General features: G+C 66.5%; 26 protein-coding genes. 6 read left to right on the forward strand and 20 right to left on the reverse strand.

Annotated elements, in window-relative coordinates; all coding sequences use genetic code 11:
* Positions 1-972, reverse strand: a 972-nt coding sequence (locus ACWEQQ_RS03775) for a hypothetical protein (protein WP_452347017.1), incomplete at its 3' end; no start/stop codon positions are given.
* Between the two features lie 157 nt (positions 973-1129).
* On the opposite strand from ACWEQQ_RS03775, the gene dtd reads away from it, so the two are divergent.
* Positions 1130-1573, forward strand: coding sequence for a D-aminoacyl-tRNA deacylase (gene dtd, locus ACWEQQ_RS03780; RefSeq protein WP_452338527.1), 444 nt, complete (start codon positions 1130-1132; stop codon positions 1571-1573).
* 12 nt (positions 1574-1585) lie between these two features.
* On the forward strand, positions 1586-2209 hold the full coding sequence (locus ACWEQQ_RS03785; protein WP_452347018.1) for an AAA family ATPase: 624 nt from the start codon (positions 1586-1588) through the stop codon (positions 2207-2209).
* A 9-nt stretch (positions 2210-2218) separates the two neighbouring features.
* Here ACWEQQ_RS03785 and ACWEQQ_RS03790 read toward each other — a convergent pair whose 3' ends face one another.
* The 12 genes from ACWEQQ_RS03790 to ACWEQQ_RS03845 form a co-directional block, all read right to left on the reverse strand.
* A complete protein-coding gene (locus ACWEQQ_RS03790) occupies positions 2219-3037 on the reverse strand; it encodes an SDR family NAD(P)-dependent oxidoreductase (RefSeq protein WP_452347019.1) in 819 nt (272 codons plus the stop codon).
* 52 nt (positions 3038-3089) lie between these two features.
* Positions 3090-3503, reverse strand: a complete 414-nt coding sequence (locus ACWEQQ_RS03795) for a nuclear transport factor 2 family protein (RefSeq protein ID WP_452347020.1) — start codon at positions 3501-3503, stop codon at positions 3090-3092.
* A 264-nt stretch (positions 3504-3767) separates the two neighbouring features.
* Positions 3768-4568, reverse strand: coding sequence for a type I methionyl aminopeptidase (gene map, locus ACWEQQ_RS03800; protein WP_379381583.1), 801 nt, complete (start codon positions 4566-4568; stop codon positions 3768-3770).
* Complete coding sequence (locus ACWEQQ_RS03805) at positions 4569-5114, reverse strand: adenylate kinase (RefSeq protein ID WP_379437318.1); 546 nt, start codon at positions 5112-5114, stop codon at positions 4569-4571.
* Entirely contained in the window at positions 5111-6433 is a 1323-nt protein-coding gene (gene secY, locus ACWEQQ_RS03810) for a preprotein translocase subunit SecY (protein ID WP_354830507.1), read from the reverse strand. The genes ACWEQQ_RS03805 and secY overlap by 4 nt, the downstream gene beginning before the upstream one ends.
* Positions 6434-6601: 168 nt before the next feature.
* Positions 6602-7045 carry a 50S ribosomal protein L15 gene (rplO, locus tag ACWEQQ_RS03815; RefSeq protein ID WP_452343469.1) on the reverse strand — a complete coding sequence of 148 codons (444 nt, stop codon included), beginning with the start codon at positions 7043-7045 and terminating at the stop codon, positions 6602-6604.
* Positions 7042-7227, reverse strand: coding sequence for a 50S ribosomal protein L30 (gene rpmD, locus ACWEQQ_RS03820; protein WP_364605587.1), 186 nt, complete (start codon positions 7225-7227; stop codon positions 7042-7044). Before rpmD ends, rplO begins: the two co-directional genes overlap by 4 nt.
* 1 nt (position 7228) lies before the next feature.
* The gene (gene rpsE, locus ACWEQQ_RS03825) at positions 7229-7873 is read right to left on the reverse strand and encodes a 30S ribosomal protein S5 (RefSeq protein ID WP_452343470.1); all 645 of its coding nucleotides are present in this window, start codon (positions 7871-7873) and stop codon (positions 7229-7231) included.
* A gap of 31 nt (positions 7874-7904) precedes the next feature.
* A complete protein-coding gene (gene rplR / locus ACWEQQ_RS03830) occupies positions 7905-8312 on the reverse strand; it encodes a 50S ribosomal protein L18 (RefSeq protein ID WP_452343471.1) in 408 nt (135 codons plus the stop codon).
* 3 nt (positions 8313-8315) lie between these two features.
* Positions 8316-8855, reverse strand: a complete 540-nt coding sequence (gene rplF / locus ACWEQQ_RS03835; protein WP_452343472.1) for a 50S ribosomal protein L6 — start codon at positions 8853-8855, stop codon at positions 8316-8318.
* A 14-nt stretch (positions 8856-8869) separates the two neighbouring features.
* Positions 8870-9268, reverse strand: a complete 399-nt coding sequence (gene rpsH / locus ACWEQQ_RS03840) for a 30S ribosomal protein S8 (RefSeq protein WP_213558035.1) — start codon at positions 9266-9268, stop codon at positions 8870-8872.
* Positions 9269-9532: 264 nt separating this feature from the next.
* Complete coding sequence (locus ACWEQQ_RS03845) at positions 9533-10309, reverse strand: LppU/SCO3897 family protein (RefSeq protein WP_452347021.1); 777 nt, start codon at positions 10307-10309, stop codon at positions 9533-9535.
* Positions 10310-10481: 172 nt separating this feature from the next.
* Here ACWEQQ_RS03845 and ACWEQQ_RS03850 point away from each other — a divergent pair, with 172 nt between their 5' ends.
* A complete protein-coding gene (locus ACWEQQ_RS03850; protein ID WP_452347022.1) occupies positions 10482-10850 on the forward strand; it encodes an alpha/beta fold hydrolase in 369 nt (122 codons plus the stop codon).
* Between the two features lie 226 nt (positions 10851-11076).
* Here ACWEQQ_RS03850 and ACWEQQ_RS03855 read toward each other — a convergent pair whose 3' ends face one another.
* The 4 genes from ACWEQQ_RS03855 to rplN are packed head-to-tail and all read right to left on the reverse strand — an operon-like array spanning position 11077 to position 12519.
* Positions 11077-11262, reverse strand: coding sequence for a type Z 30S ribosomal protein S14 (locus ACWEQQ_RS03855; RefSeq protein ID WP_029923637.1), 186 nt, complete (start codon positions 11260-11262; stop codon positions 11077-11079).
* A 3-nt stretch (positions 11263-11265) separates the two neighbouring features.
* Positions 11266-11832, reverse strand: a complete 567-nt coding sequence (gene rplE, locus ACWEQQ_RS03860; protein WP_354830525.1) for a 50S ribosomal protein L5 — start codon at positions 11830-11832, stop codon at positions 11266-11268.
* A 1-nt stretch (position 11833) separates the two neighbouring features.
* Entirely contained in the window at positions 11834-12148 is a 315-nt protein-coding gene (gene rplX, locus ACWEQQ_RS03865) for a 50S ribosomal protein L24 (protein WP_040804283.1), read from the reverse strand.
* A gap of 2 nt (positions 12149-12150) precedes the next feature.
* Positions 12151-12519 (reverse strand): 50S ribosomal protein L14, encoded by a 369-nt coding sequence (gene rplN / locus ACWEQQ_RS03870; RefSeq protein WP_033090674.1) that lies wholly within the window; start codon positions 12517-12519, stop codon positions 12151-12153.
* A gap of 345 nt (positions 12520-12864) precedes the next feature.
* On the opposite strand from rplN, the gene ACWEQQ_RS03875 reads away from it, so the two are divergent.
* Together ACWEQQ_RS03875 and ACWEQQ_RS03880 are read left to right on the forward strand one after the other, a co-directional pair.
* On the forward strand, positions 12865-14904 hold the full coding sequence (locus tag ACWEQQ_RS03875; RefSeq protein WP_452347023.1) for a M13 family metallopeptidase: 2040 nt from the start codon (positions 12865-12867) through the stop codon (positions 14902-14904).
* Between the two features lie 78 nt (positions 14905-14982).
* Positions 14983-17037: a M13 family metallopeptidase gene (locus tag ACWEQQ_RS03880; protein WP_452347024.1), complete on the forward strand. Its 2055-nt coding sequence runs from the start codon at positions 14983-14985 to the stop codon at positions 17035-17037.
* 30 nt (positions 17038-17067) lie between these two features.
* Here the strand turns inward: ACWEQQ_RS03880 and ACWEQQ_RS03885 are convergent, their stop codons facing one another.
* From ACWEQQ_RS03885 to ACWEQQ_RS03895, 3 genes are read right to left on the reverse strand one after another with little or no spacing between them, the layout of a single operon-like run.
* The gene (locus ACWEQQ_RS03885; RefSeq protein WP_452347025.1) at positions 17068-17403 is read right to left on the reverse strand and encodes an MmcQ/YjbR family DNA-binding protein; all 336 of its coding nucleotides are present in this window, start codon (positions 17401-17403) and stop codon (positions 17068-17070) included.
* Between the two features lie 35 nt (positions 17404-17438).
* Positions 17439-18803 carry a SagB family peptide dehydrogenase gene (locus ACWEQQ_RS03890; protein ID WP_452347026.1) on the reverse strand — a complete coding sequence of 455 codons (1365 nt, stop codon included), beginning with the start codon at positions 18801-18803 and terminating at the stop codon, positions 17439-17441.
* The gene (locus ACWEQQ_RS03895; RefSeq protein ID WP_452347027.1) at positions 18800-19795 is read right to left on the reverse strand and encodes an ABC transporter substrate-binding protein; all 996 of its coding nucleotides are present in this window, start codon (positions 19793-19795) and stop codon (positions 18800-18802) included. The genes ACWEQQ_RS03890 and ACWEQQ_RS03895 overlap by 4 nt, the downstream gene beginning before the upstream one ends.
* 190 nt (positions 19796-19985) lie before the next feature.
* Here ACWEQQ_RS03895 and ACWEQQ_RS03900 point away from each other — a divergent pair, with 190 nt between their 5' ends.
* The gene (locus ACWEQQ_RS03900) at positions 19986-21080 is read left to right on the forward strand and encodes an AMP-binding protein (RefSeq protein WP_452347028.1); all 1095 of its coding nucleotides are present in this window, start codon (positions 19986-19988) and stop codon (positions 21078-21080) included.
* The last annotated feature ends 6 nt before the right edge of the window (positions 21081-21086 follow it).

The raw sequence follows: 21086 nt of genomic DNA on the forward strand, positions 1-21086 counted from the left end.
GTTGTCCTGCACAGCAGTCGGCGACGGAACCACCGCCATCACGGAGGCGCAGTTCGACACGCCCGTGAGGTAGTCGTCTTGGAACTTATTGCGCTTATCGTCCAGGTCGTCATCGGAGCAAGAGCCCGTGTCCTGCTTCTCGTGGTCGGGCATGTCCACCATGGTGTTGCCCATCCACTGGGACGCATACCGGAGATTGACCGCGACCTCTTTCATCGTGTCGACCAGCGGTTTCAGGTCATTCGCATACTGGGTGGACGCATCCTTCGCACCACCGGCACCCGCCCCGGTCCAGTCGAGCGCTTGAATCTTGTTGTTGAATTCACCAACCCGCGTGTCGACCTCACCGGCAAGGTACTTCCACGTCTCTCCGGCGTAGTAGTAGTCGTTGATGGCGTCCGAAATGTTCTGGCCCAGATGGTAAAGGTCGGACCACGACTGCTTGTCCTTGTTCTCCAAGTGGATGGACAAGGACGCCTTCTTCTGGTCCTTCCACGGACCCTTCACGTCATCGTCGAAGCTGACGCCATTGGTGAAGTCGTCAAGGTCCTTCGGCGCGGTCAGGCCGAGGTTCGTCGCTGACTTGGGAATCGACACGTCGGCCAGCTTGTCGAACACGTCCTTCGACTGGTTTTCGGCGTGCGCGTAGGCCCGGCCCGCGGCCCGGAAATACTCGGCCATATCGGTCAGAGCGGCGGCGTGCATGTCGAAGGCATTGAGCAGCGCCTGACCCTGGTCGTTGAACCCTCGCGTCAGGACCCCCGACGACGAATACTGCGCCTTGGTGAAATCCTTCAGGCCGGCAAGGTTATTGGCGTCCGCGAACTGGCGAAACCCCTTCATCACACCCACCATGTCGGCGCACGCCTGAGCGCCGGTCACCGCCTGCGAGGAATCGAACTTCAAGGTTCCCGCTTCGGCCTGCGTCCGCAACCCCGCCCAGACCGTGTTGTCTTTAGTGTCAGATGCCATCGGTAACTACTGCCGCTCCGCCCAGTTTTCCGCTATCCGTGCCAGCACAGCCTACTGTCGTGAACTCCCGATGGCGCACAAGGAAATTCGGGGCATGCGCGGCCGTCCCAGGGTAGCCAAGCGAGCACGGCGCGGCCATCTGAGAAGATCGATGATCATGCGAGTACTGGTGCAGCGTGTGACATCGGCTCAGGTGACCGTCGACGGCGAGGTGGTCGGACGGATCGATCCGGCCGCGCACGGCGCGCCCCACGGGCTGGTGGCCTTGGTCGGCGTTACCCACACCGACACCGAGGACACGGCGAAAGCGCTGGCCGACAAATTGTTCCGATTGCGGATTCTGGACGGCGAACGCTCCGCCGCCGACCTGTCCGCGCCCATTCTGGTGATCAGCCAATTCACTCTCTACGCCGATACCGCCAAGGGCCGTCGCCCCTCGTGGAACGCCGCCGCCCCCGGGCCGGTCGCGGAACCGCTGGTGGACACGTTCGCCGCCACCCTGCGCACACTCGGGGCGACGGTCGCTACCGGACGGTTCGGGGCGCATATGCATGTCGAGCTCGTCAACGACGGTCCCGTCACCATCCTGCTCGAAAGCTGACCAGGGACAGCAATGCCCGCGGCTAGGGTGGCGGGCATGCTGCTGTGGATCAATGGGCCTTTCGGCGGAGGGAAGACGCACACCGCGTTCGAGTTGCATCGGCGGCTGCCCGGAAGTGTGGTGTGCGATCCCGAGGAGGTCGGGTTCGGGCTGCATCGGGTTATCCCCAAGGAGTTCCGGCCCGACTTCCAGGATCTACCGGCCTGGCGACAGGGCGTCTTCGAGACACTCGATCTGGTGTTGAGCAAACACGGCGGGCCGGTGATCGCGCCGATGACGGTGGTCGAGCCGGTCTACTTCGCGGAAACAGTGGGGCGGCTGCGCGAAAAGGGCCACGACGTACGGCATTTCGCGCTCATGGCGCGTCCGGAGACGGTGGTGCGGCGGCTGCGGGAACGGGCGCTGGGCGGGCTGCGGCACGAGAGCTTCGCCATCGACCGGGTGGATCATTGTCTGAATGCCCTGGCCCGACCGGAATTCGCCGAACACATCCACACCGACGAGCTCTCGCTGCGTGAGGTCGCCGACCACATCGCTGCCGCCTCCGGCCTCACCCTGACCCCGAACACCGACGGTAGACTCCGCAGCGAGCTACGTCGGATCCTGGTGGGGGTCAGGCATATTCGACTGTTCTGAACCCCGCTGTCAACGGACCCACTTCGAGGTCAGGCCCGCGACGATGGAACCGTCGAGGTCCGAGAGGCTGTCGGCGACGAAAGCCCGGGCGAAGTCCGAAGTCTGCCAGCGGAAGACGATCGGGTAGGCGGTGAGGGCGGACAGGACCACCTCGGCGACCTGGTCGGCGGTTTGGGCGGTGCGGTAGGCGCCGCGGGTGCGGTTGATGTAGGCCTCCAGCGCGGGGGCGTAGGGACCGGCGGCGTCGATGGCGGCGGGAATGTCGATTTGCGCGTTGTTGACGAATTCCGTTGTCACCGCGCCAGGTTCGATGACGCTCACCCCGACGCCGACCGTGGCCGCCACCGGCTCCAGGCTCTGCATGAACCCCTCGACCGCGAATTTCGCCGCGCAGTACGCCTCGTTGAACGGCTGGCCGACCGCGCCGCCGACGCTCGTCACCGTCACCACACGACCCTTCGACGCGCGCAGATGCGGCATGGCGGCCTTGGTCACCTCGACCACTCCGAAGTAGTTGACCTCCATGGCCCGGCGGATGTCCGCCATCGGCAGGTGCTCCAGGGTGCCCAGCACCGAGATGCCCGCGTTGTTGACCAGGGCGTCCAGCCGGCCGTAGTCGCCGACCACGCCCGCCAGGCACTCCGCGACGGAGACAGGGTCTGTGACATCCAGGCGCCGCACGTCGGCCCGGGTGTCCCGGACCCGCCCGGCCTTGTCCAGATTGCGCAGTGTCGCCACGGTCCGGTACCCCGCCCGCACCGCCGCGGCGGCGACCGCCAGCCCGATCCCGCTGGAGGTCCCGGTGATGAGAACAACCCTCTCGGCCATCACTTCATCGAACCAGAAGCCGCCCCGGGTCCCCGCCGCCACGCCCGACGGATCAGGACGTGGGCGTGAGCAGCTTCAGGACCCGCTCCACCAGGGCCGTGTCGCAGTGCTCCACCACCTCGGTGATCAGGCCGTTCGCCATGGTGAACAGCAGGCAGTAGGTCTGGTGATAGGGCTCGCCGGCGAGGGTGGTGGCGTAGCCGCGGGCCTGGACCACCACTCGGTCGCCGTCGGCCAGGATCAGATCCGCCTCCATGCGGTAGGCGTCGGCGAACTGGCCCATCAGGGGACGCAGGAGACCTTGCACCACAGCGGTTTTCGGACCCCAGGTGCCCGACCAGGACCACGATCCGGGAAAGGTCCAGCGGCAATCGTCGGCCATCGCGTCGGTCAGGGCGCGACCGTTGCCCAGGGCCAGCTGCTCGAAGACGACCCGGATGAGTTCTCGGTTGTCCGTGGTGCTCATACGCTCGACGCTACGGGCGGTGCGGGCATGCGAACAGCGAGAATCCCGCATACCCGGTATGACCGACCCGCATGGGTCGGACGCCGGAAACACCCTGCGGCAGAGCCGCTTCGGCCAATTCGATTGCGGAAACCGTTGGCAGACTCCGCGGATCGATCGCGTGAAGGGAGCCATCGGGGGACATCGGCCGGCAGAGCGGGCCGGAAACGACCGCACCCGCCTCGGCCTGGGGCTGAAGCGGGTGCGGAAAGTGTTGTGCGGAGCCTACTCCGGGCGCAGGGTCAGGATGCGCGGGCCGTTCTCGGTGACCGCGACCGTGTGTTCCCAGTGGGCGGCTCGGGTGCCGTCGTCGGTGACAACGGTCCAGTTGTCGTCCAGCTCATGGGTTTCCGTGGTGCCGAGGGTGAGCATGGGCTCGATGGCGAGGACGGAGCCGACGCGGAGTTCGGGGCCCTTACCGGGCGCGCCCTCGTTGGGCAGGAACGGGTCCATGTGCATTTCGCGACCGATGGCGTGGCCGCCGTAACCGGAGACGATGCCGTACTTGCGATCGTGCAGCTTCTCGGCGGCGTAGGTGCCCTGCTCGATGGCGTGCGAGACGTCCGAGAGCCGGTTGCCCGGGAGCATGGCGGCGATGCCGGCCTCCATGGACAGCCGGGTCGCCTCGCTGAGCAGGCGGTCCGCCTCGATGATGGTGCCGACGCCGAAGGTCCACGCCGAATCGCCGTGCCAGCCCTCGAGGATGGCACCGCAGTCGATGGACACCAGGTCGCCCTCGGCGAGGACCTCGTCCTTGGACGGGATGCCGTGCACCACCCGGTCGTTCACCGACGAGCAGATGGAGCCCGGGAAACCGTGGTAGCCCTTGAAGGACGGGATCGCCCCGGCCTCACGGATGACCTGCTCGGCCACCTCGTCCAGCTCCCAGGTGGAGACGCCGGGCGCGGCGGCGGCTCGCACCGCCACCAGCGCGCGGCCGACTACAGCGCCGGCCGCCGCCATGGCGTCCAGTTCACCGGCGGTGCGGAAGGGCACCACCCGCTTGCTCTTGCGTCCGAAGACCATTCAGCGGCCCAGGGCCTTCAGCGCCCGCTCGTTGACCTCGGCGACGTCGCCGATACCCTCGACCGAGACGACCTGGCCGTCGTAGTGCTCCAGCAGCGGCTCGGTCTCCTCGCGGTAGACGCGCATGCGGTTGCGGATGACCTCTTCGGTGTCGTCGCCGCGGCCGCGGGCCAGCATGCGCTCGACCACCACGTCCTCGTCGACCACGAAGGAGATGACGGCGTCGAGCTCCTTGCCGGCCTCCTTGAGCATCTTCTCCAGCGCCTCGGCCTGATCCACGGTGCGCGGGTAGCCGTCCAGGATGAAGCCGTTGACGGCGTCCGGCTCGGCGATGCGCGCCTCGACCATGCGGTTGGTCACGTCCGACGGGACCAGGTTGCCGGCGTCCAGGTACTGCTGCGCCTCGCGGCCCAGCGGAGTCTGCTCCGCGATATTCGTGCGGAAGAGGTTCCCGGTGGAGATGTGCGGAACACCGAGCTTTTCCGACAACAGTTCGGCCTGGGTGCCTTTACCGGCACCGGGCGGTCCGAGCAGTACGAGTCTCACTTCAGGAACCCTTCGTAGTTTCGGTTCATCAACTGGCTCTCGATCTGTTTCACGGTATCGAGGCCGACGCTCACAATGATCAGCACGGAGGTACCACCGAACGGCAGGCTGGACACGCCGCCACCTCCGGAGCCGATGCCCAGCAGCAGGTTCGGTAGCACCGCAACAGCGCCGAGGTAGAGCGAGCCGGGCAGGGTGATCCGGCTCAGGACGAAGTTCAGGTAATCGGCGGTCGGCCTGCCCGGGCGGTAGCCGGGAATGAAGCCGCCGAACTTCTTCATCTCGTCCGCGCGCTCCTCCGGATTGAAGGTGATCGCGACATAGAAGTAGGTGAAGAACACGATCAGGGCGAAGTAGATCGCCACGTAGACCGGGTTACTCGGGTTGACCAGGTACTTCTGGATCAGCTCCTGCCACTTGGCAGGGTTACCGGAACTCTTCTGGGTCAACTGCGCCAACAGGTTCGGCAGATACAGCAGCGAGGAGGCGAAGATGACCGGGATGACACCCGCCTGGTTCACCTTCAACGGCAGATAGGTCGAGGACCCGCCGTACATCTTCCGGCCGACCACGCGCTTGGCGTACTGCACCGGAATCCGGCGCTGGCCCTGCTCGACGAAGATGACGCCGACGATGACCACGAATGCGGCGAAACCGACCAGGATGGTGGTGAGCAGGCCACGGCTGTCGTAGATCTGCTTGCCCTGCGACGGAACTCGCGCCGCGATACCCGCAAAGATCAACAGCGACATGCCGTTACCGATGCCGCGCTCGGTGATCTGCTCGCCGAACCACATGACCAGGGCCGCGCCCGCGGTCATGACCAGCACGATGATGATCATGCCGAAGATCGAGGTGTCGTCGAGGATGTCCTTCTGGCAGCCACGCAGCAGCTGACCGCGGGAGGCGAGCGCGACCAGACCGGTCGACTGCAGCACGGCCAGCGCGATCGACAGATACCGCGTGTACTGGGTCATCTTGTTCTGACCCGACTGGCCTTCTTTGCGCAGTTCCTCGAACCGCGGGATGACGACCGTCAGCAGCTGGATGATGATGCTCGCCGTGATGTACGGCATGATGCCGATCGCGAACACGGACAGCTGCAGCAACGCGCCGCCGGAGAAGAGGTTGATCAGCTGGTAGATACCGGCGTCATTGCCGCCGTTGACCAGGTTGATGCATTCTTGAACGTTCTTGTAACTGACGCCCGGCGAGGGTAGCGACGCACCGAGCCGGTAGAGCGCGATCAGTCCCAGCGTGAAGAGAATCTTCCGCCGTAAGTCCGGGGTCCGGAAAGCCGACACGAAGGCGGAAAGCACAGATCCTCCTGGCTAACGACATGGGTCAGGCCACGGATTCAGCGATGGGCTGGTTTAGCCGAAAAACGCCGAGAACCATGACGGTGTTGGCAGACAACACTTGAACTCTAACAGCGGCACCGGGCGAGCTCGCGACTCGCCCGGTGCCATTGCTATTTCAGGTTACCGTCAGGCCAGCTCGGTGGCAGTGCCACCCGCCGCAGTGATCTTCTCCTTGGCGGAGCCGGAGAACTTGTCGGCCGAGACCTGAACGGCCACACCGATTTCGCCCTCGCCGAGCACCTTCACGAGCTCGTTCTTGCGAACGAGGCCGTTGGCGACCAGCTCGGCCTTGCCGATGGTGCCGCCCTCGGGGAACACCCGGGCGATGTCACCGACGTTCACGACCTGGTACTCGGTGCGGAACGGGTTGGTGAAGCCCTTGAGCTTGGGCAGACGCATGTGAATCGGCATCTGACCGCCCTCGAAGCGGACCGGGACATTCTTGCGAGCCTTCGTACCCTTGGTACCGCGGCCCGCGGTCTTGCCCTTCGAGCCTTCACCGCGACCCACACGGGTCTTCTCGGTCTTGGCACCGGGGGCAGGACGCAGGTGGTGCAACTTGATGGTCATGCGGAAACCTCCTCAACAACAACGAGGTGGCGCACGACGTTGATCAGGCCGCGGTTCTGCGAGTTGTCCTCGCGCACCACGGTCTGGCGGATACCGCGCAGCCCGAGGGTGCGCAGCGACTCCCGCTGGTTCGCCTTGGCGCCGATGCTGGACTTGATCTGGGTGACTTTCAGCTGTGCCATATCAGGCTCCCTGTCCCGCACGCGCACGCAGCATGCCCGCCGGAGCCACGTCCTCGATCGGCAGACCGCGGCGCGCGGCAACCTCTTCGGGACGCTGCAGCATCTTGAGGGCAGCAACGGTGGCATGCACAACGTTGATGGCGTTGTCGCTACCGAGCGACTTGGCCAGAACATCATGGATACCGGCACATTCGAGCACGGCACGGCACGCGCCACCGGCGATCACACCGGTACCGGGCGAAGCCGGACGCAGCATGACGACACCGGCGGCCGCCTCACCCTGAACCGGGTGGGTGACGGTGGAGCCGATCATCGGAACGCGGAAGAAGTTCTTGCGAGCCTCTTCGACGCCCTTCTGGATGGCCGCGGGAACTTCCTTGGCCTTGCCGTAGCCGACGCCGACGAGACCGTTGCCGTCACCGACGATCACGAGGGCGGTGAAGCTGAAGCGACGACCACCCTTCACGACCTTGGAGACGCGGTTGATCGCGACGACGCGCTCGAGCTGGTTCTTCTCGGCGGCAGTGTCGCGACGGTCGCCACCGCCGCGGCGGTCGCGACCGCCACCGCGCTGATCGCGGTTGTCGCTGCCACCATTCTGTCCGGCGGGACCGTTTCCGCCGTCGCGCCGCTGACGTCCCGGCATCAGACGTTCCTTCCGTTCGCAGTGTTGATCATCAGAACTTCAGCCCACCTTCACGGGCGGCGTCAGCGAGAGCCGCGATACGGCCGTGGTAGTCGTGACCACCACGGTCGAACACGACCGCCTCGACGCCGGCAGCCTTGGCGCGGGCGGCGATCAGCTCGCCGACCTTGGCGCCCTTGGCGGACTTGTCACCCTCGAGAGCGCGCACATCGGCCTCGATGGTCGACGCGGCGGCAATGGTCTTGCCGGCGGAGTCGTCGATCAGCTGGGCGTGGATGTGGCGCGAGGAGCGGTTGACCACCAGGCGCGGACGCGTGGTGGTGCCGACGACCTTCTTGCGCAGACGGAAGTGACGACGCGTCTTGGACAGGCGGCGCGCGGTCGAGGCGTCCTTGCCGATCGGCTTGCGAGCGGCCTTCTGCTTTTCGGTTTGTGCCATGGCTTACTTACCCGTCTTTCCGACCTTGCGGCGAACGACCTCGCCGGCGTAGCGGATGCCCTTGCCCTTGTACGGGTCGGGCTTACGCAGGCCGTGGATCACCGCGGCGATCTGGCCGACCTTCTGCTTGTCGATGCCGGACACCGAGAACTTGGTCGGGGACTCCACCGCGAAGGTGATGCCCTCGGGCGCGTCGACCGGAACCGGGTGGCTGTAGCCCAGGGCGAACTCGAGGTTCGAGCCCTTGGCCTGCACGCGGTAACCGACGCCGAAGATTTCCATCTTCTTCTCGTAGCCCTGCGTCACACCCACGATCATGTTGCTGATCAGGGTGCGGGTCAGACCGTGCAGGGAGCGGTTCTGGCGCTCGTCGTTGGGACGAACCACCTCCAGCTCACCGGACTCGGCCTTGGCGACGGTGATCGGCTCGGCGATCACGTGCGAGAGGGTGCCCTTGGAACCCTTCACCGTGATGCTCTGGCCGTCGATGGTCACCTCGACGCCGGCGGGAACCGGGATCGGCTTCTTACCGATACGCGACATTGTTCCTACCTCCCTTACCAGACGTAGGCGAGGACTTCGCCGCCCACGCCCTGCTGCTTGGCCTGACGGTCAGTGAGCAGACCCGAGGACGTGGAGATGATCGCCACGCCCAGGCCGCCGAGCACCTTGGGCAGGTTGGTGGACTTCGCGTAGACCCGGAGGCCCGGCTTCGACACGCGGCGCACACCCTGCAGGGAACGCTCACGGCTCGGGCCGTACTTCAGGTCGACGATCAGGTTCTTGCCGACGGGCGCATCTTCGACGCGGAAGTCGGCGATGTAGCCCTCGCGCTTGAGGATCTCGGCGATGTTCACCTTGAGCTTCGAGTGCGGAGCCTTCACCTGATCGTGGTACGCCGAGTTGGCGTTGCGCAGACGGGTCAGAAAGTCTGCGATCGGATCAGTCATGGTCATGTGTTTGACCGGTACCTTCCTGCCGCGGTTCCCATTCAGCACCGTCTGAGATCGGCGGTCGTGGGCCTACGACAATTCGGGGCGGTCCAGCCGGGAACGCCCGACTGGAGAAAACGCTTGCGCCCGGAGCAAAAAGGCCGCACACGCGAGGCGCATGCGGACACAGGTGTGCCCGAGCAACCGGTCTAGTGTAGACAAGGGCTGATCAGCGGCCAAATCGAGGCCGCCGTCACACCCGACGACGCCCGCTCCCGACGCCGCGGATCAGTGGGCTGCGCCGAGGCATAGAGCCTTGGGGATGTCGCCGGGGCGTTCGTATGAGTAGGTGGCGATGGAGCCCTTGATGTGGTCGCACATGGACTTGTCGAGGAGCGAGGCCAGCAGTTTGTATTCGGCGTCGGGGCTGGTACAAGGGGTGAGTTCGACATCGTTGGCGCCCGACTTCCGCAGGCAGTCGCCTTCCTTGGCGTTGTCGACGGTGCGCGTCGCGTCGGAATCCTTTGCGATCAGGCAGAAGACGATACCGGTGCCGAATGCTCCGATCCCCTTCTTCGCCTTCAGCAGGTAGCTGTAGGTGGTCTGGGTGCCGGGGACGTCCTTGCAGGCCATGTCGGTCATGAACTCGGACCCGTCGGGGCGGGCCAGGACGCGGTAGACGGCGGTGCGGTCGCCGCAGTCCACCTTCTGCACGGTGCTGCCGGCGGTGTCGGTGAGGCAATCGCCCTTCTGGGCGGCGTTCGCGGCGTGTGCCGGGTCGGCGCCCTTGATGCCGACGCAGATGGAACCGCTTCCCTTGTCGGTGTAGACGTATTCGGTGCCGGCGACGTCTACGCAGCGGTCGTGGGCCTTGCCGGTGCCGGCTCGGTCGAGCACGACGAATCCGACGTCCGATGCAGAGCAGGAGACCTTGTCGAAACCGTTGTCGCCGGCCTTCTTCAGGCAGTCGCCCTGCTGGACGGCGCTCGCGGAACCGTCGATCAGGCCGCATCCACTCGTGAACAATGCCAACAGCAGCGCGGAAACGGCCACCACCCAACGCATTCGGAATCCTCCCCCGATTCAAACCCGTCATTTCCGACGAATCGCCACGGTAGCGTGCTGCGGCGACGACCACCAATCGCCGATCCCCGCTCTGCCATGCCGCGCGAAGTGCGTGGCGGTTGATCTGACGGTTCCGCACGCGAATTCGATGGAATGACAAGGGGGTTGGCCGGTGCCCTATGTGACCACCGACGAGGGGACAACGGTCCACTACCTGGGCACCGAGACCGACGGACCGGCCCTGGTGCTGGGGCACGGGTTCTTCATGGACGGCGAGATGTGGCTGCCGCAGTTGGAGGGGCTGGCCGATCGGTATCGGGCGATCGCGGTGGATGTGCGGGGGCACGGCAGGACCGAGGATGCCGGGAATCCGTTCACCTATTGGGATCTCGCGTGGATGCGTGGAAGGTCGTCGTCGATCGGCACCGCGCCCCCGACCCAGCTCTCGAGGAGGTGGCCAGGCCTTCAGCCATGGCCACATGCAAGGGCTCGCAACAGGATTGGGCGGTCCGTAGCCCACAACCCCGCAAAATGGATTTGATGATCGCGGCCATCGCCTCGGCGAATGACCTGCCTCTGTTCACCCGCAATGCCGACGATTTCAAAGGACTGGAACCGCTGCTGACCGTCGTACCGGTGTAGGTGGCGATGGAGCCGGAAACGATGTCCGAACGACGTTGGCGCGAAGAACGCCGAAGGCCCCCGCCGAGTCGGAACTCGGTGGGGGCCTTCGGGTTTGGTATTACCAGGTCACCAGGACCGGTAAGTCACCAGGACGACTTGTGGACGCCCGGGAGTTCGCCGCGGTGGGCCATCTCGCGCAGGCAGACACGGCACAGGCCGAACTTGCGGTAGACGGCGTGCGGGCGGCCGCAGCGCTGGCAGCGGGTGTAAGCGCGCACCGCGAACTTCGGCTTGGCGTTGGCCTTGTTGATCAGAGCCTTCTTAGCCATGGATCAGTTCTCCTTGAACGGGAAGCCGAGGTGCTTGAGCAGGGCCCGGCCTTCTTCGTTGTTGGTGGCGGTGGTCACCACGGTGATGTCCATACCACGCGGACGGTCGATCTTGTCGACGTCGATCTCGTGGAACATGGACTGCTCGGAGAGACCGAAGGTGTAGTTGCCGTTGCCGTCGAACTGCTTCGGCGACAGACCGCGGAAGTCGCGGATACGCGGAAGCGCGATCGAGATCAGACGGTCCAGGAACTCCCACATCCGGTCGCCGCGCAGGGTGACCTTCGCGCCGATCGGCATGCCCTCACGCAGCTTGAACTGCGCGATGGACTTGGTCGCCTTGCGGATCTCGGGCTTCTGGCCGGTGATCAGGGTGAGGTCGGCGACCGCACCGTTGATCAGCTTGGCGTCACGGGCGGCGTCGCCGACACCCATGTTGACGACGACCTTCACCACGCCCGGGATCTGCATCACGTTGGCGTAGTTGAACTCGTTGTTCAGGGCCGGCTTGATTTCCTCGCGGTAGCGGGTCTTCAGGCGCGGCTGCACCTTGTTCTCAGTAGAAGTCATCTCAGATGTCCTTCCCGTTGCGACGGGAGATGCGGACCCGCTTGCCGTTCTCATCGGTGCGGTAGCCCACGCGGGTCGGCTTGCCGTCGGAGTCGACGACCATCACGTTGGAGGCCTGGATCGGCGCTTCCTGGGTGACGATGCCGCCCGAGCTGGCGCCACGCTGGTTCGCGGAGTTCGCGACGTGCTTCTTGATGCGGTTCACGCCCTCGACGAGGACCTTGCCGGTCGCCGGGTAGGCCTGGATGACCTTGCCCTTGGCGCCCTTGTCCTTGCCCGAGATCACGATGACCGTGTCGCCCTTGTGCACCTTCATGGTTACAGCACCTCCGGGGCCAGCGAGACGATCTTCATGAAGCGCTTCTCACGCAGCTCACGGCCGACCGGGCCGAAGATGCGGGTGCCACGCGGATCGTTGTCCGCCTTGATCAGCACCGCGGCGTTCTCGTCGAACTTGATGTACGAGCCATCCGGGCGACGACGCTCCTTGACGGTGCGCACGACGACGGCCTTGACGACCTCGCCCTTCTTGACGTTGCCGCCGGGGATGGCGTCCTTGACAGTGGCGACGATGATGTCACCGATGCCGGCATAGCGACGCGACGAACCACCGAGAACGCGGATGCAGAGGATCTCCTTGGCACCCGTGTTGTCGGCGACGCGCAGCCGCGACTCCTGCTGAATCACTTCAGCTCCTCCTAGACCTGGACGATATGCACGCCGGATTGCCGACCCGACGGGCATGGTCAGTTGCCCTTCAGCTGAGCCAATGGCCCGCTCCGCGGGTACGCGGGGCAGCGCCTGCCAGCGGTTTTTCACCGAACAGGAGAACAACCACTGTGGGTTCGCGGCCGAAGTGCGGGCATAGCTCCCGCAGGCAACCGGAACAGTTTAGCGAAGACCCTGCTCAGGGTGAAATCGGGGGCGGAGCCGATGGCTCGGCGCGGATTCAGATTTTCCTCAGTCGGGTCAACTAGCGTCGGCGCGAGCAACGTCCGAGCTGTTCCGATCATCCGGTAGAGGAGATTCGCGTTGTCCGAGCGCCCCATCGCTCTCGACCGCCGTACGTTCCTGATCGCCCTGGGCCTGGCGCCCGCGGTGGCCGTATTGCCCGCCTGCTCCCCGGAATCCCAGTCGTCGAAACCGCCGACGGGCCCGGACATGTCCGGGTCGGATCCGACGGTGCGGCCGCAGGACGATCTGTACCGGTTCGTCAACGGGAAGTGGCTGCAGGAGTATCAGCTGCCGCCGGACAAGTCGTCGTTCGGGACCTTCGACGACGTGCAGGAGCGCGTCCAGGGTCAGCTGAGGGAGATCATCGAGGGGATCCGCGATCCCAAGGCCGGGTCGGACGAGCAGAAGATCCGCGATCTCTACGACGCGCGGATGAACCGGGACGAGATCGAGACGCTCGGCATGACGCCGCTGCAGGATCTGTTCGATCAGATCGACAAGGCCGCGACCAAGCCGGATCTCGCGCATGTGATGGGCGGATTCACCAGTGTGGGTCTCATCGGCCTGAGCGTGGGCCCGGACCCGAAGAACTCCAATGCCTATCTCCCCTCGGTCGAGCAGTCCGGGCTCGGCATGGGCGAGCAGTACTACCGCAAGCCCGAATACGCCGCCCGGCTCGCCGCGTACCGGACGTTCATGCAGCGCCTCGCCGCCGGAGCCGGGTTCCCCGACCCGACGGCGATGGCCGACCGGGTGGTGGACCTGGAGACCCGCATCGCCGGATTCCATTGGGACAATGTCAGAACCCGCGACACCGACGCGACCTACAACCTGATGGCCTGGACCGAGCTGACCGCGCTGGGACCGCAATTCGACTGGGACCCTTGGCTTTCGGGGAACACCGACCGGCCGAAGAATATGTTCGACAAGGTCGACGTGGCCGAGCCGTCGTTCGTGACCGGCGCGGGGCAGCTGTGGGCCGGCATCGACCTCGCCGCCTGGCGCGAGTACCTGAAGCTGAGCCTGGTGCGCGCGTACGCGCCCTATCTGCCCAAGGCGATCGCCGACGCCAATTTCGATTTCATGGGCAAGGTGGTCCAGGGGCTGCGGGAACAGCCGGAGCAGTGGCGGCGGGCCGTGGAAACGGTCAACGGCGCCGTGGGCCAAGCGCTCGGAAAGCAGTACGTGGACAAGCATTTCCCGGCCGAGGCCAAGCAGCGGGCACTCGAGATGGTCGACGATCTGCGCGCGGCGTACCGGGAGAACTTCCAGAATTCGACGTGGATGTCGCCACCCACCCGGGACGCGGCCATCGCGAAACTCGGGAAGATCAACGCCAAGATCGGCTACCCGGACAAGTGGGAGGACTACTCCAAACTCACGGTCACCAGGGGCAGGCTGGTCGAATCCCTGCGCGCCGCAGACGCTTTCGAGGCGAAGCGGATGTTCGATCGGCTGGGGACGCCGGTGGACAAGTCGGAATGGGTCATGCCGCCGCAGACGGTGAACGCCTACTACAACCCCAGCGGCAATGAAATCGTGTTCCCCGCGGCCTTTCTGCAGCCGCCGTTCTTCGATCCGGATGCCCAGCCCGCGGTGAACTACGGTGCGGGCGGCGCGGTCATCGGGCACGAGATCGGCCACGGCTTCGACGATCAGGGCTCCAAGTACGACGGGGACGGCAATCTGAAGGATTGGTGGACACCGGAGGACAAGGCGGCCTTCGCAGCCAAGACCAATCAGCTGATCGCGCAGTACAACGCGCTGGTGCCGGCGGGCCTGCCGCCCGATCAGCACGTCAACGGCGAGCTCACGGTCGGCGAGAATCTGGCGGATCTGCGAGGACTCGAGATTTCCCTGTCGGCCTATCGGATGGCCGAGAAGCGCAAGGGGACGGATACTCCCGACTATCGGCCGATGTTCGAATCCTGGGGCCGGACCTGGCGCACCAAGATGACCACCGAGGAGCTGCAGAGTCAGATCGCGTCCGATCCGCACTCCCCTGCCGAATTCCGGTGCAATCAGGTGGTGCGGAATCTGGGCGAGTTCTACAGCACCTATCACCTGAAGGACGGCGACAAGGAATACCTGCCGCCGGACCAGCGCGTCACCCTCTGAGAACGCGACAACCCGCGCGAGGCCGCCGTCCCCGGTAGCCTCGCGTCGGTATCGCAGCTTCGGGGAGAGGTAGTGCCTGTGAGTTCGTCGGATCGTCCGGCCGTTATGGACCGTCGTCGTTTTCTGATCGCGCTCGGTCTCGCGCCGGCCGTCGCCACGCTGGTGGCGTGTGGCAGCGATACGAAGAACACGGTCACCTCGACCCAGCTCACCGGCCCCGACATGTCCGGGTCGGACGCGACGGTGCGGCCGCAGGACGACCTGTACCGGTTCGTCAACGGCAAGTGGCTGCAGGAGTATCAGCTGCCGGCGGACAAGGTGTCGTTCGGGACCTTCGACGATGTCGCGGATCGGGTCCAGGGCCAGCTGCGCGAGATCATCGAGGACATCAAGGATCCCAAGGCGGGCACACCCGAGCAGCAGATCCGCGATCTGTACGACGCCCGGATGGATGTCGACACCATCGAGCAGCTGGGCCTCGCGCCGCTCGCCGACATGTTCGCCGACATCGACAAGGCCGCGGGCAAGCCGGAGCTGGCCAAGGTGATGGGCGCGCTGCCGATCGGCGGGCTGATCGGGCTGGGCGTCTCGGTGGACCGGAAGAACTCCAGCGCGCACATCGCCTCGGTCGGTCAGTCCGGAATCGGCTTGAGCGAGCAGTACTATCGCAAGCCCGAATACGCCGACAAGCTGGCCGGATACCAGGCCTTCCTGGAGAAGATCGCGACCGGGGCCGGATTCCCGGACCCGGTGGCCATGGCGGGCCGGGTACTGGATCTGGAGAAGCGGATCGCGGCCGGATTCTGGGACAACATCAAACTGCACGACACCGAGGCCAGCTACAACAAGATGTCGTGGACCGACATGGTGGCGCTGGCGCCGCAATTCGATTGGGATCCCTGGCTTTCCGGGAACACCGATCGGCCCAAGAGCCTGTTCGCGACGGTGATCGTCGGCGAGCCCTCGTTCGTCACCGCGGCCGGACAGCTGTGGCACGACGTGGATATCGCGGTGTGGCGGGACTACTTGAAACTGGCGGTGGTGCGGGAGTTCGCCCGGTTCCTGCCGAAGACGCTCTCCGACGCCAACTTCGAATTCTTCGGCACCGTGATGAGCGGGCAGCAGCAGCGGCCGGAGCGGTGGAAGTCGGCGGTCGGCACCGTCGACAGCACGGTGGGCGAGCAGCTCGGAAAGCTGTACGTGGCCAAGCATTTCCCGCGTGAGGCCAAGGATCGGGCGATGGACATGGTGGCCGACCTGGTCGCGGCCTACAAGGACAACTTCACCAATTCGACGTGGATGTCGCAGCCCACCCGGGACGCCGCGCTGGTCAAGCTGGGCAAGATGGGCGTGAAGATCGGTTATCCGGACAAGTGGGAGGACTACTCCGGGCTGACGATCACCCGCGGCCAGCTCGTCCAATCCCTGCGCGCCGCCAATGTTTTCGGCGCCAAGAAGATGTTCGACAAGCTGGACAAGCCGGTCGACAAGACCGAGTGGGGTATGACGCCGCAGACGGTGAACGCCTACTACCAGCCGGTCAACAATGAAATCGTGTTCCCCGCAGCCTTTTTGCAGCCACCGTTCTTCGACCCGAAGGCCGAGGCGGCGGTCAACTACGGCGCGGGCGGCGCGGTCATCGGGCACGAGATCGGCCACGGCTTCGACGATCAGGGCTCCAAGTACGACGCCGACGGCAACCTGAAGGACTGGTGGACCACCGAGGACCGGGCGAAGTTCGACGCCCGCACCAAGAAGCTCGTCGACCAGTACAACGGCCTGGTCCCCGCGGGTCTCGACCCCGCGCACCACGTCGACGGCACCCTCACCCTCAGCGAGAACGTGGCCGACAACCGCGGCCTGCAGATGGCCTTCGCCGCCTATCGCATCAATCAGAAGCGGGCCGGCGTCGAGAACCCCGACTACCAGCCCATGCTCGAATCCTGGGGCCGCAACTGGCGGTCCAAGCAGACCTCGCAGTACACCGAGAATCTGCTCGCCAACGACTCCCACTCGCCCGACGAGTTCCGTGCCAACCAGGTGGTCCGCAACCAGGCCGAGTACCACGCCGCCTTCACCACCAAGGACGGCGACAAACTCTTCCTGGCCGAGGACCAGCGCGTCACCTTCTGACCCAACCCGATCGCGGCGGGGTCCGGCCGTTCAGGCCGTATCCACCAGTTCCCGGGGTGCGGCCAGCCGCCAGGAGTCGGTGACGATGGCCGTCAGTTCGTCGTGGTCGTCCAGGGCGGCGAGTCGCACCCGCACCCACGCGTTCCCGGCCTCGTGCGGGGCGATCCAGAATTTCTCCGGCTCGGCCTGCACCAGTTCGTCCCGATCCACGATGGGGCACCGGACCGCCATGGAGGTCTCGTTCTCGGGCAGGGTCAGGAACAGTTTCCCGGCCACCCGGAAGGTGGGCATCTGCCATTCGAACTGCTCGGTGGTGCGCGCCAGCGCGAGCGCCACCGCCCGCACCTGATCCCCGGTCGCCGTCATGATCTCGATGCTCCCAGCCGGGTATGACACCCGGACTAGCAGGTCCCGGCGGGGGTGCCGAGGATCATGCTGCCCACATTGCATTCCTCCAGTTCGTCGGCACCGGTGGCGGCGGTGAAGGCGGCGGTGTCGGAGAAGCCCTGGGCCACCGCGCCGAGGTTCATGGCGGTGGCGGTGAGATAGAGGGTCTGCATGAGGACCCCGACGTGTTTGAGGATATTGGCGTAGGCGACCGACTCGTAGGACCACATGACCCGGCCCGCCCGAGCCGAGATCAGCAGCAGCAGTTGGGGTTCGGCGGCGTTGGCGAGGGTGGCCGTGGTGGTGCGCAGGAGTCGCTGGACCGCGGGGGAATCGGCGGGGGCGACGGGGCGCAGGGCGTGCTCGAAGGAGTCGTAGTGGTACATGCCGGGGGCCAGGCCCTCGACAGTGCGGACCACCGGATACAGCTCCAGTTCGTGAACGCTGCCGCCGGAAGGGTAAGGGCGGGAAGGAAGTTCGCCGCCGTCCGGGGTGGACTCCACCGAGCGGGTGCGGGCGCTGCGGTAGAGCAGTTCGGCCAGCTGGGCGACGGTGATCGGCCGGGCGTCGTCGAAGGACCGGCAGGAGCGACGGTCCTCGAGGACGGCGGTCAGGGCCGGGTCGGTGGCGCGGAGGGCGGCGAGGTCCGGCGCCGGGAGCACGATCGGGGCGCCCGGGTAGGGCGCGCGCTGCGCCGGGCGTTGCGGGAACTCGTCTTTCGCCCATGCCGTGGGACCGAAGTTGTCCCAGCTGACGGTGCGGGAGCCGAGCGTGCTGCGCCGGTGGAACCAGAGGTCGGGGGCGCTCCAGCTGCGGGTGGTGAACTCGCGGTCCTCGGCGGTGGGGTCGGCGGTGAAGCCGCCCCAGCGCAGGTCGGCGGCGATGCGGGCCGAAAGGGACTCGGGCAGGCCGAGTTCGGTGGGATCGGCGCCGGCGGCGAGGGCCAGCAGGCGGGGGTCGTGGACGCGCAGGTCGCACCACGAGGTGGGGTGTTCCAGGACCAGGCCGTCCGGATCACGGTGGATGACAGTGAATTTCGAGAGGACCGTGCGCGGCGCGCCTCCAGCGCTCGGCCGCGCGGGCGGGGTGGCGAAGGGGCGCAGGGTGTAGAGGTCCCGGTCGCCGTCGCGGACGGTGACCTCCAGCCAGCCCGCCCCGGCCAACCGGTCGAGAAGGGTTGCCACCGAGTCGGATTCGGCCGCGAGCTCGCTCGTCGTCGCCGGACCCCGATTGAGGGTCTTCAGCGCCTGGCTCTGGGCCGCGGTGAGCCCGGTCAGTTTCTCGTTGTGCGGCGGGTTCAACAGGACCGCGCCGCCGGGGACGGTCAGGCAGGTGACGCCGGGGCGGAGGGCGTAGCGGATGTCGTCGGTGCGGATCATTTGGCGGCGTTGGCGAGAGCCGGTTCGAGCTTGTCGAGCAGGTAGGGCAGGGCCAGCGGGGTGGGCTGGTTGATGGCGCTGATCTCCTGGACGGTGAGGAAAACCGCCGAGTTCTTCTTGACCGAGGGCAGCGCGCCGAATCCCGGCAGGCCGCGGTACTTCTCGTCCATGCCGGGCGAGTAGCCCGCCAGCAGCAGGTCGGAGTCGAGTTCGTCGAGACGTTCGGGCGAGAGCGCCAGGCGGCCGCCGGAGCCGCCCTGGTCCACCAGGTGCTGCGGGATGGTCATGCCGAGCTGGGTGAACAGGCGGCCGGACCCGTCCTTGGGGTCGGTGAGCACCATGAGCTGCGACGGCCCGGCCAGCCAGGAGCTGATGAAGGTCTTGTTCTGCAGGCCCGGATTGCGTTGCGCGATACCGTCGATGCGGCCGTTCAGGTCGGCGATGAGCTTGTCGGCGGCGTCGGTCTTGCGCAGCACCTGGCCGAGCGCGCGCACCTGGTCGGCCCAGGGCGTGACGGCCTCCTTGGTGAGCCCGGGCAGGGTGGGCGCGACCTTGGACAGGTCGCCGTAGGTCTTGGCGTCGGCGATGAACGGGTCGGCCAGGATCAGGTCCGGGTTCAGCGCGGCCACCTGTTCGGCGAGGTTGCCGGTGGTCTGCAGCGCGGTGGACTTTGCCAACGCGGCCGGTTCCCACGGCGGTGCGCCCTTGCTGAGCACCGCGATGTTGTCGATGTAGCCGACCGGGGTGACGCCGAGCGCCTGCGCGGTGTCGAGCCACTGATTGCCCAGCGACACGATGCGGGCCGGGGTCCCGTTCACGGTGGTCTGCCCGAGGGCGTGGGTGATGGTGACCGGTTCGCCGCCGGCGGCGGCAGAGTCGTCGGACTTCGATCCGCAGGCCGCGAGCCCGAGGGCGAGCAGGCTCACCACGGCCGCAATCGCGGCTCGCGCGGTGATCGATCGCCCGCTACGCGCGGTGAACGCCGACTTCATCGTGACTCTCCTGTCTGCCGATGCCCGCCCGTTCGGGGTGAGCGGTAGGTGAGCCTAGCCTAATTTTCTCGAGGGGCGGGGACCGTTGTCGCCGATTCGATCCCCTACGGGGTGGTCGATCGTGCCCTTGATCGATTAGGTTAGGGTTGCATAAGTTAGAAACCGGGGGTTTGGAACGATGGAGCGAGCGGTGCCGGAAACCTTGTCCGCCGTCGAGCGTCATCGGCTCGTGGACGAATGGGCCAATGGCGTCGAACTGTACGACGTGCCGTCGGTCTCCATGCTCATCGAGTGCGGGCGCCGCGTGCCCTCCCTGCGGACCGCCGTGCGCTGCGGCGATCACATCCTCACCTATGCCGAGCTCTTCGAACGCCTCGACGGCGGCGTCACCGGGACCGCCGGGCCCACGCTCGACGATCTGGCCCGCGTGCTGTGCGATATCGCCGCGGCCGCCGAATTCGGCGCGGTGCTGGCCGAACTCGGGCCGCACGGCACCGGCATGAAGCCGGTCGCGGTGGCCGCGGCCGCCGACGATCGCCGCGCGGTTGCCGCCGATCAGCGCTCCTGCCCCATCGACCGGGCCTACGGCTCGCCGGATGTGCGGCTGCTGGCCATCCGCTGGGATACCACCGACGCCGCGGTGGAACTGCTGGCCACGCTGGCCGACGGCGCGACCCTGGTGCTGGCCACCGCCGCTCAGCGCGCGGACGCGGCCGCCCTGGCCGAACTGATCGCCCTGAGCGCCTCGACCCATGTGGTGGCCGACGCCGGGACCCTCGCGAACCTGGCCTTCCTGCCCACCCCCGCGCTGCCGACCGTGCGGCGCTGGGATGTGTTCGGAAACGACTGCCCGGCAGCGCTTTCCGCCCTGCTCCGCGAACTGGCCCCCGGATCATGCACCGGATTCGCCTACACCACACCGGAATACGCGGGCGTCGCGGCGCGCGGACCGCTGGACGGCTCCGGCCGGGTGCGGCCGATCCCGGGCGCGCGGCTGCTGGTGCTGGACGAGTCGCTGCGGCTGGTGCCGCCGGGCCGCTCCGGACGGGTGTACATGGGCGGTTCCGCGCTGGCGCTGGAATTGGACGGTGCCGCCGAGGGTTTCGTGGACGACCCCTTCGTGCCGGGCGGCCGGCTGGTACGCACCGACACGCACGGCGGCTGGACCGCAGATGGCTGGCTGCTGCTGGACATGATCGAATCCGTGTCTCCCGCAGCGCCTTCGGCCACCGAGCCGACCTCCGCACCGGGCCAGGACGACACCACCGGCTACGCCGCGGCCTGACGACCC

This window comes from Nocardia sp. NPDC004123 (assembly GCF_053603795.1).